The organism is Acidovorax sp. JHL-9, from assembly GCF_000426205.1.
Taxonomy (GTDB): Bacteria; Pseudomonadota; Gammaproteobacteria; order Burkholderiales; family Burkholderiaceae_C; genus Acidovorax; species Acidovorax soli.
Genome location: NZ_AUEX01000025.1, coordinates 43,532 through 53,319 on the forward strand (window position 1 = coordinate 43,532; position 9,788 = coordinate 53,319).

General features: G+C 65.5%; 7 protein-coding genes and 1 pseudogene. 7 read left to right on the plus strand and 1 reads right to left on the minus strand.

The annotated features are described in order from the left end of the window. Positions 1-76: 76 nt before the first annotated feature. The gene (gene serA, locus K225_RS0115105; protein ID WP_026437189.1) at positions 77-1,306 is read right to left on the minus strand and encodes a phosphoglycerate dehydrogenase; all 1,230 of its coding nucleotides are present in this window, start codon (positions 1,304-1,306) and stop codon (positions 77-79) included. Between the two features lie 297 nt (positions 1,307-1,603). Between serA and ugpB the strand changes: the two genes are divergently transcribed. The 7 genes and pseudogenes from ugpB to K225_RS20930 form a co-directional block, all read left to right on the plus strand. Further along, positions 1,604-2,920: a sn-glycerol-3-phosphate ABC transporter substrate-binding protein UgpB gene (gene ugpB, locus K225_RS0115110; RefSeq protein WP_026437190.1), complete on the plus strand. Its 1,317-nt coding sequence runs from the start codon at positions 1,604-1,606 to the stop codon at positions 2,918-2,920. A 118-nt stretch (positions 2,921-3,038) separates the two neighbouring features. Further along, positions 3,039-3,920, plus strand: coding sequence for a sn-glycerol-3-phosphate ABC transporter permease UgpA (ugpA, locus tag K225_RS0115115; protein ID WP_026437191.1), 882 nt, complete (start codon positions 3,039-3,041; stop codon positions 3,918-3,920). A gap of 6 nt (positions 3,921-3,926) precedes the next feature. Then, a complete protein-coding gene (ugpE, locus tag K225_RS0115120) occupies positions 3,927-4,775 on the plus strand; it encodes a sn-glycerol-3-phosphate ABC transporter permease UgpE (RefSeq protein WP_026437192.1) in 849 nt (282 codons plus the stop codon). Between the two features lie 63 nt (positions 4,776-4,838). Further along, a complete protein-coding gene (locus tag K225_RS0115125) occupies positions 4,839-5,843 on the plus strand; it encodes a sn-glycerol-3-phosphate import ATP-binding protein UgpC (RefSeq protein ID WP_026437193.1) in 1,005 nt (334 codons plus the stop codon). A gap of 22 nt (positions 5,844-5,865) precedes the next feature. Next, complete coding sequence (gene ugpQ, locus K225_RS0115130) at positions 5,866-6,606, plus strand: glycerophosphodiester phosphodiesterase (RefSeq protein ID WP_026437194.1); 741 nt, start codon at positions 5,866-5,868, stop codon at positions 6,604-6,606. A gap of 232 nt (positions 6,607-6,838) precedes the next feature. After that, on the plus strand, positions 6,839-9,184 hold the full coding sequence (locus K225_RS0115135) for a DUF3772 domain-containing protein (protein WP_238323245.1): 2,346 nt from the start codon (positions 6,839-6,841) through the stop codon (positions 9,182-9,184). A 398-nt stretch (positions 9,185-9,582) separates the two neighbouring features. Further along, a pseudogene (locus K225_RS20930) lies at positions 9,583-9,788 on the plus strand (IS110 family transposase); the annotation flags it as partial.

A 9,788-nucleotide genomic window follows, 5' to 3' on the forward strand; every position in this document is an offset into this window, starting at 1 on the left:
CTGGGCGGGCGCTCTGCGCCCATGAGCCTTGGGGGGAAGATTTTATGCCACGGGCCGCTGGCGCGCCCGGGGCCGGCTAGAACAGCACGCGGCTGCGCAGTGTTCCAGGCACCTGGGCCAGCCTGTCCAGCGCCAGGTCGGACGAAGCGGCGTCGATATCGATCACCACATAGCCAATCTGCTCGTTGGTCTGCAAATACTGCGCCGAGACGTTGATCTGGTTGTCCGAGAAGATGCGGTTGATCTCGGACAGCACGCCAGGCACGTTGCGGTGGATATGCAGCAGGCGGTGCTTGCCGGGGTGCGCGGGCAGCGCCACCTCAGGGAAGTTGACCGAAGAGGTGCTGGTGCCGTTGTCGCTGTATTTCACGAGCTTTTCCGCGACCTCCAGGCCGATGTTGGCCTGCGCCTCCATGGTGGAGCCGCCGATGTGGGGCGTGAGGATGACGTTGTCGAACCCGCGCAGGGGCGACACGAATTCGTCCTTGTTGGTGCGCGGCTCGACCGGGAACACGTCGATGGCGGCGCCCAGCAGCTTCTTGGCTTTCAGCGCCTCGGCCAGCGGCTCGATCTGCACCACCGTGCCGCGCGCTGCGTTGATGAGGATGCCGCCGGGCTTCATGGCCGCAATTTCAGCCGCACCAATCATCCCTTCGGTGGACGGCAGCTCGGGCACATGCAGGCTCACGATGTCGCTCTGGCCCAGCAGCTCGTGCAGGTGCTGCACCTGGCGCGCATTGCCCAGGGGCAGCTTGTTGACCACATCGAAAAATGCCACATGCATGCCCAGCGCCTCGGCCAGCACCGACAGCTGCGTGCCAATGGAGCCATAACCCACGATACCGAGCGTCTTGCCGCGGATCTCATAGGCGTTTTCAGCCGATTTGAGCCAGCCGCCCCGGTGCGCCACCGCATTCTTTTCAGGGATCCCGCGCAACAGCAGGATGGCCTCGGCCAGCACCAGCTCGGCCACCGAACGGGTGTTCGAATAAGGCGCATTGAAGACGGCAATGCCGCGCTCGCGTGCTGCGTTCAGGTCCACCTGGTTGGTACCAATACAGAAGCAGCCCACCGCCACCAGCTTGGGCGCGTGGGCAAACACCTCCTGCGTCAGCTGGGTGCGCGAGCGGATGCCCACGAAATGGGCGTCCGCGATCTTGCGGCGCAGATCGTCATCGGCAAGCGCCCCAGACACCGTCTCGATCTGGCTGTAACCCGCCGCCCGGATCACGTCCACTGCAGACGCATGGATGCCCTCCAGCAACAGGAATTTGATCTTGCTTTTGTCCAGAGAAGTGGTGGCCATGGCGAAGTGAGGATGGAGAAAAGACCAGGCTTGCCTGGGCACGAGGCGCTGCAATCCGGCAAGGCACCAAGCATGATGCATTGCACAAAAAACCGCCACCTTGCCCGCAATGGCCTTGATGTCAACGGTGAATTTTCACAATTAGTTACATGACGGTCACAATGCAGAACCACCATGAACGCGCAAGGGGTTTCCCCGGTTGCCGGGGTAAATGGCCTGTGCGACAACGACATACCACTGACACAAGGGCTGCCTAGCATGGCCCCTTTATGTCTTCGTCATCCTGGAGGAGTATTCATGCAATTCAAGCATCTGGCCTTGACCGCCGCCCTTGCCACCACCGTGTGCGTTTCTGCCAAAGCACAGACCGAAATCCAGTGGTGGCATTCGATGACGGCCGTGAACAACGAGTGGGTCACCGACCTGGCCCGGCAGTTCAATGAAAGCCAGAAGGAATACAAGGTGGTGCCCACCTTCAAGGGTGCCTATGACGAAAGCATGACCGCCGCCATTGCGGCCTTCCGCTCGGGCAACGCACCGCACATCCTGCAGGTGTTCGAGGTGGGCACAGCCACCATGATGGCCAGCAAGGGCGCCACCGTGCCCGTGGCCAAGGTGATGCAGGACGCCGGCGCCGACTTCGACCCCAAGGCCTACATCCCCGCCGTGGCAGCCTACTACACGGCCCCCAATGGCCAGATGCTGAGCTTCCCGTTCAACAGCTCCACCACCATCTTCTATTACAACAAGGACGCCTTCAAGAAGGCCGGCCTGAACCCCGACAAGGCCCCCGCCACCTGGCCCGAAGTGTTCGAAGCCGCCAAGAAGCTCAAGGCCAGCGGCCACAGCTGCCCCATGACGCTGGCCTGGAACGGCTGGACCCAGCTGGAGTCGTTCTCCGCCTGGCACAACGTCGAGTTCGCCACCGAAAAGAACGGCCTGAGCGCCAATGGCCACAAGGCCCGCATGAAGATCAACTCGCCGCTGCATGTGCGGCACATCGACAACCTGGCCAAGGCCGCCAAGGCGGGCGAGTACCTGTACAAGGGCCGCGGCTCCGCGGCACAGGCTTCGTTCACCGCCGGTGAATGCGCCATGATCCAGACCTCGTCGGGCTTCTATGGCGACGTGGCCAAGAACGCCAAATTCACCTACGGCCTGGCCCCCATGCCCTACTACCCCGACGTCAAGGGCGCGCCGCAGAACACCGTGATCGGCGGCGCCTCGCTATGGGTCATGGCCGGCAAGAAGCCCGAGGAATACAAGGGCGTGGCCAAGTTCTTCGAATTCCTGTCGCAAACCAAGGTGCAGGCCGCCAGCCACCAGCGCACGGGCTACCTGCCCATCACCATGGGCGCCTATGAGCTGACGGACAAGTCCGGCTTCTACGCCAAGCACCCCGGCACCGACGTGGCCGTGAACCAGATGGTGCGCAAGGTGACCGACAACTCGCGCGGCATCCGCCTGGGCAACTACGTGCAGATCCGCACCATCGAGGACGAGGAAATGGAACAGGTGTGGGCCGGCAAGAAGACAGCCAAGGAAGCCCTGGACGCCATCGTGAGCCGCGGCAACGAGCTGCTGGCCCGCTTCGAGCGCTCGTACAAGCAATAAGATCAGGGGCCGGGCGCCACTGGGCGCCAGCCCTGCCTCTGCGGCCCCGAAACTGGGGCCGCTCCACCTTTCCCGACGGTTGCACCCAGCACCGGCGGTTTTTTTGTTGGTGACCGTCATGGAAAAACGCGTACTTTTCCGCTCGGCCTGGCTGCCCTGGGTGCTGATCGCCCCCCAGCTGCTCATCATCGGCATCTTCTTCTTCTGGCCCGCCGCCCAGGCCGTGATCCAGTCCTTCCAGATGGAGGACGCCTTCGGCATGAGCACCGAATGGGTGGGGCTGGACAACTTCCGCCAGCTGGTGGACAACCCCTCGTATCTCGGCTCCTTCCAGCGCACGGCCGTGTTCTCGGTGCTGGTGGCGGGCATCGGCATCGTCGTGTCGCTCGCGCTGGCGATCTTTGCCGACCGCATCGTGCGCTTTGCCCTGGTCTACAAGACCCTGCTCATCGTGCCCTATGCGGTGGCGCCGGTGATTGCGGGCGTGCTGTGGGTGTTCCTGTTCTCGCCCTCCATTGGCGTGGTCACCTACTACCTGGGTGCGCTGGGATACAACTGGAACCACATGATGAACGACGGGCAGGCCATGGCGCTCATCGTGATCGCCTCGGTGTGGAAGCAGATTTCCTACAACTTCCTGTTCTTCCTGGCGGGCCTGCAATCGATACCGAAGGCACTGATCGAGGCCGCATCCATCGACGGCGCCGGCCCCTGGCGCCGGTTCTGGAACATCCAGCTGCCGCTGCTGTCGCCCACCACGTTCTTTTTGCTGGTGATCAACATCGTCTACGCGTTCTTTGACACCTTCGGCATCATCGACGCGGCCACCCAGGGCGGCCCCGGCCAGTCCACCTCCATCCTGGTCTACAAGGTGTACCAGGACGGCTTCAAGGCGCTGGACCTGGGCGGCTCGGCCGCCCAGTCGGTGATCCTGATGTGCATCGTGGTGGCGCTCACGGTGGTGCAGTTCCGCTACGTCGAGAAAAAAGTCCAATACTGAGGCCCCATGGTTGACCGCAATCCCTGGCTCAATTTCCTGTCCCACGCCGTGCTGATCCTCGGCGTGGCCATCGTGGCCTTTCCGCTGTACCTGGCGCTGATCGCATCCACCCACACGGCCGAGGCCATCGTGCAGTCGCCCATGCCGCTGCTGCCCGGTGCCCACCTGTGGGACAACTACCGGGCCGCGCTGCTCGGCTCCGGCAAGCTGGGCTCCAACACCAACGTTTTGCACATGATGTGGGTGAGCTTCGTGGTGGCCATGGTCATCACCGTGGGCAAGATCGCGATTTCGCTGCTGTCGGCGTTCGCCATCGTGTACTTCCGCTTCCCGTTCAAGATGCTGTGCTTCTGGGCCATCTTCGTGACGCTGATGCTGCCCGTGGAAGTGCGCATCCTGCCCACCTACAAGGTGGTGGCCGACCTGGGCCTGCTCAACAGCTACGCGGGCCTCACGCTGCCGCTGATCGCCTCGGCCACTGCCACCTTTCTGTTCCGCCAGTTCTTCCTGACGGTGCCCGACGAACTGGTGGAAGCCGCGCGCATGGATGGGGCGGGCCCGATGCGCTTTTTCAAGGACGTGCTGGTGCCGCTGTCACGCACCTCGATTGCCGCGCTGTTCGTGATCCAGTTCATCTACGGCTGGAACCAGTACCTGTGGCCCCTGCTGATGACCACCACGGAAGACATGTACCCCGTGGTGATCGGTATCAAGCGCATGCTGGCCGGCGGAGAGGCCGCCGTGGACTGGAACATCGTGATGGCCACCGCCGTCGTGGCCATGCTGCCGCCCACCGCCGTCGTCATCCTGATGCAGAAGTGGTTCGTCAAGGGCTTGGTAGATACCGAGAAATAAGCGTCAAAACCACCTGCAACGCTTATGAAGAAAGCGCTTGCAGCTGTTCATTCAATAGCAAATATGGCATCCATCACCCTTCGCAACATCATCAAGCGCTACGGCCACGGCCCCAAGGCCAACCCGGTGATCCACGGCGTGAACGCCGAGATCCACGACGGCGAATTCATCGTCATCGTCGGTCCTTCGGGCTGCGGCAAATCCACGCTGCTGCGCATGGTGGCCGGCCTGGAAGAAATCACCGACGGCACGATCTCCATCGGCGAGCGCGTGGTCAACAACCTCGAACCCGCGCAGCGCGACATCGCCATGGTGTTCCAGAACTACGCGCTGTACCCGCACATGAGCGTGTTCGACAACATGGCCTACGGCCTCAAGATCGCCAGCGTGCCCAAGGACGAGATCAAGGCCCGCGTGGACAAGGCGGCCAAGATCCTGGAGCTCGCCCACCTGCTCGAACGCAAGCCGCGCGAGCTGTCGGGCGGCCAGCGCCAGCGCGTGGCCATGGGCCGGGCCATCGTGCGCCAGCCGCAGGTTTTTTTGTTCGACGAACCGCTGTCCAACCTCGACGCCAAGCTGCGCGCGCAGACGCGCATCGAAATCCAGAAGCTGCACCGCGAGCTGGGCATCACCAGCCTGTTCGTCACCCACGACCAGGTCGAGGCCATGACGCTGGCCCAGCGCATGATCGTGATGAACGCCGGCAACATGGAACAGTTCGGCACGCCCGAAGAGGTCTACCACACACCGGCATCGATCTTCGTGGCCAGCTTCATCGGCTCGCCGCCCATGAACCTGCTGCGCCATGCGCCGGGCAGCAAGCCTGGCACCATTCTCGGCATTCGCCCCGAACACCTGGACATCACCGCCACCGGCTGGCAGGTGCAGGTGGACACGGTCGAACTGCTGGGCGCCGAGCGCCTGGTCTACGCCACCATGGGCGGCGACCACCTGATCGTGCGCATTGACGAAGGCAGCGCCTCGCCCCAGGCAGGCGACACCATCCACATCACGCCGCGCGCAGACCGCCTGCACTGGTTCGATGCCCAGTCCGGCAAACGCCTCTGACCAGCCCCGACGGATGCAACCCATGGAGAACCTCTGGCCCTATCCCCGCTGGATCGCCCACCGTGGCGCCGGCAAGCTGGCGCCCGAAAACACGATGTCGGCATTCCGACTGGGCGCGCAATACGGTTACCGCATGTTCGAATGCGACGCCAAGCTGAGCAGCGATGGCGTGCTGTTCCTGCTGCACGATGCCACGCTGCAGCGCACCACCAACGGCCACGGCACGGGCGGCGAGCTGTCCTGGTCGGCCCTCTCGCAGCTGGATGCAGGTGCATGGCATTCGCGCGCCTACGCCGGCGAAAACCTGCCCACGCTGGAGGCGCTGGCCCGCTGGTGCCTGGCCAACCATTTCTGCCTGAATGTGGAAATCAAGCCCACGCCCGGCACCGAAGCCGCCACCGGCCGCGCCGTGGCCGAGCTGCTGGCACGCCTCTGGCCCGCCACGGCCATTGCGCCCTTGCTCACCTCGTTCCGGCCCGATGCGCTGGCGGCGGTCCAGGCTGCTGCGCCGCAGTTTCCGCGCGGCCTGCTGATCGACACCCTGCAGCCGGGCTGCCTTGACCTGGTGCAGCAACTGGGCTGCCAGGCGCTGGTGTGCAACCACGCACTGTGGGATGCGGCCCTGGTGGCGCAAGTGCATGCGCTCGGCCTGCGTGCCCTGAGCTACACGGTGAACGACGAGTGGGCGGCCCAACGCCTGATCGACCTGGGAACCGACGGCATCATCACCGACCGCGTCGATCTGTTCAGCCCCGCCCGATAGCGGAGGGCCCGCCCGCACGGTTGCGCACGCGCCGCACCCCGCGCAGGCTGAGAATACGCGCATGCACCGCCGCCACACCTTCCCCCCGCCCAAACCACCTGCACTGCCGAGCCGCCTGCCGGCAGCACCCTGGCCGCTGGCGCGCCTGCTGCTGTGCTGGCTGCTCGCGGGCTGGTTCGGGGCACTGGGCCCAGCCCCTGCGCTGGCCCAGGAACCGTCGACGAAGTCCACCATGGACCAGACCGGCAAGGACAACACACCCCTGCCCCAGGTGGACGAACTGCGCAAGCAGCTGGACGCGATTCCCAGGAAACTTGACGAAGCGGACAGCAACCGCCAGCTGCTGGACGAAATCAACGCCGTGGGCACGGCGGCCGAACGCCTGGCGGACCATCGCACCACCGAGCTGGCCGAGCTGGACCTGCGCCTTGCCGGCCTGGGCCCGGCGCCCGCCAAGGGCACGCCGGCCGAAGCACCTGACGTGGCCGCGCAACGCGCGAGCCTGAACAAGCAGCGCACCGATATTGATGCCGAACTCAAGCTCGCGCGCCTGATCGCCGTGGATGCAGAACAGCGCGGTGCCGACCTCGTGCGCCAGCGCCGCTTGCAGTTTCAGGCCGCGCTGACCACGCACGCCGACTCGCCCTTGAGCCCCTCCTTCTGGCGCACCCTGCGCCAGGCCGCCCCGGGCGACTTCGCGCGCCTGCAGGTGCTGGGCGCAGATCTGCTCGGCGCAGCGCGCGCGGCGCTGGACTCCAAGCACCGCAACGCCTTCCAGGGCTACCTGCTGCTGGCCCTGCTGCTGGCCGTGGCGGGCACCTGGCTGGCCGAGCGCATCCTCGTGCGGGTTCTGCCGTCGCGCCTGCCGGCGGGGCGGCTGCGACGCTCCCTGCTGGCCATGGCCGCCATCGTGGCCAACGTACTCATCATCGGCACCGCCATGCAATTTGCCTGGAGCGCGCTCAAGCTCGGCGGGCCGCTGCCGGACAACCTGCTGGCGCTGCAGCAGGCCACCGTGCGCGCCGCCGCCTATGCCGCCTTCGTGGTCACGCTGGGCCATGGGCTGCTGTCGCGCCGACGCAGCTCCTGGCGCCTACTGCCCATCTCCGACGATCTGGCCCGGCGCCTGAGCCCCCTTCCGTGGTGGACGGCCGCGCTGTCGGCACTGGGCGCTGTGGTGACCGACGTCAACGCGATCATCGGCGCCAGCCTGGCGGCCGAGGTGCTGGTTCACGCTGTCTTCGCGCTGCTGCTGTCCTTCTCGGTGGCCGTGGCGCTGGGCCGTCTGCACGCCACGCCCGATGGCGCTGCGGCCGGCGACGAGGCAGCCCACGGACGGCCAGACAGCGAGGCCAGCCGGCCCCTGTGGGTGGGCCTGATCCTGGCCGGTGCCGGCGTTGCGGTGGTGCTCACCGTGGCGGCGGTGGCCTTCGGCTTCATCGCGCTGGCCGGCACGCTGGCGCGGCAGATGGTGTGGTCTGGCGTGGTCTTTGCCACCACCTATCTTTTGTTCCAGCTGGCCGACGATCTGAGCCAGGCGCTGCTGTCGTCCAAGGGCCACGTCGGCGCACGCATCCACACCACGCTGGGCATCAGCGCGCAACTGCTCGACCAGTCCGCGGTGGTGCTCTCGGGCGTGCTGCGCGTGCTGCTGTTTTTCTACATGGTCATCGCGCTGATGGCACCGCTGGGCACCAACCCGGACGAGCTGTTTCGCCGCGGCAGCAATGTGGACCACAACCTGAAGGTGGGCGATCTGACGCTCGCCCCCCAGGCGCTGTTGACCGCGCTGGCGGTGGTTTGCGCGGGCTTTGTCGCCATCCGCATTGGCAAGCACTGGCTCAGCGAACGCTACTTTCCACACACCTCGCTGGAGCCGGGCATGCGCAGCTCCATCGTCACGCTGCTGGGCTATGCGGGCGGAGTGGTGGTGATCGCGGTGGCGCTGGCGGGCCTGGGGATCAGCGTGGAGCGCATCGCCTGGGTGGCCAGCGCGCTGTCGGTGGGCATCGGCTTTGGCCTGCAGGCCATCGTGCAGAACTTCATCTCGGGCCTGATCCTGCTGGCCGAGCGGCCGGTGAAGGTGGGCGACTGGGTGGTGCTGGGCGACACCGAGGGCGACGTGCGCCGCGTCAACGTGCGCGCCACCGAGATCCAGCTGGGCGACCGCTCCACGGTGATCGTGCCCAACTCCGAGTTCATCACCAAGACCGTGCGCAACATGACGCTGGGCAGCGCCCAGGGCCGCGTGCTGCTGCGCCTGCCCGCGCCGCTCGATACCGACGCGCGGCGCATGCGCGCGCTGATCCTGCAGGCCTTCCATGCGCACGAAGACATCCTGGAAAACCCCGCACCGTCGGTGACGCTGGAGGGCGTCCAGAGCGGCACGCTCACCTTCCTGGCGATCGGCTACGTGAGCAGCCCGCGCAACGCCGCGGGCGTGCGCAGCGACGTGCTGTTCGCCATCCTGGATGCACTGCACGAGGCAGGCCTGGCGCTGTCGCCGCCAGCCACCACCTCGGTGGCCCAGGCACAGCGCGACGCCACGCCGGAGCCGCCGCTGTCGGCGCCCGCATGACGCTCCTTTTTCAATAGCTTCTTGCGCTTGCCATACCCGCGCTTAGAGCCTGTTTACGATCTCCCAGGGGTCGCGCAGCGGTCTTTGCGCGATGGGATGCAAGGCGCGGTGCGCAGTGGATAGCCCGGCTATCCACCAGCGCCGCAACGCCGCAGACCGCCCGCAAAGACCGCTGCCCGAAGGGTTGGAGCGCAATCGGGCGATTGCACGCCCCGGCTGCTGGCATGGGCACGAGCCCATGCGGCGCAACCGAAGCATCCACTCATCCCGATGGCGCTCCAACGCGATCCCCTGCGAGATCGTAAACCAATGGGATGGACGCCCCCGCCCTAAACGGCATCGAAAGTGCCACAGTGGAGACGTTAGTTATTCCACTTGAACCAGCAGGAGCGTCCACCATGAAGATTACAACCATTGGCATCGATTTGGCCAAGAATGTGTTTCAGGTTCACGGCGTCGATGAGCACGGCAAGACGGTGTTCAACAAACCGCTCAAGCGCGAGCAGATGGCAAGTTTCTTTGTCAATCTGCCCGCCTGCCTGATTGGCATGGAGGCCTGCGGCAGTGCCCACCACTGGGCCCGCAAGCTCCAGAGCATGGGCCA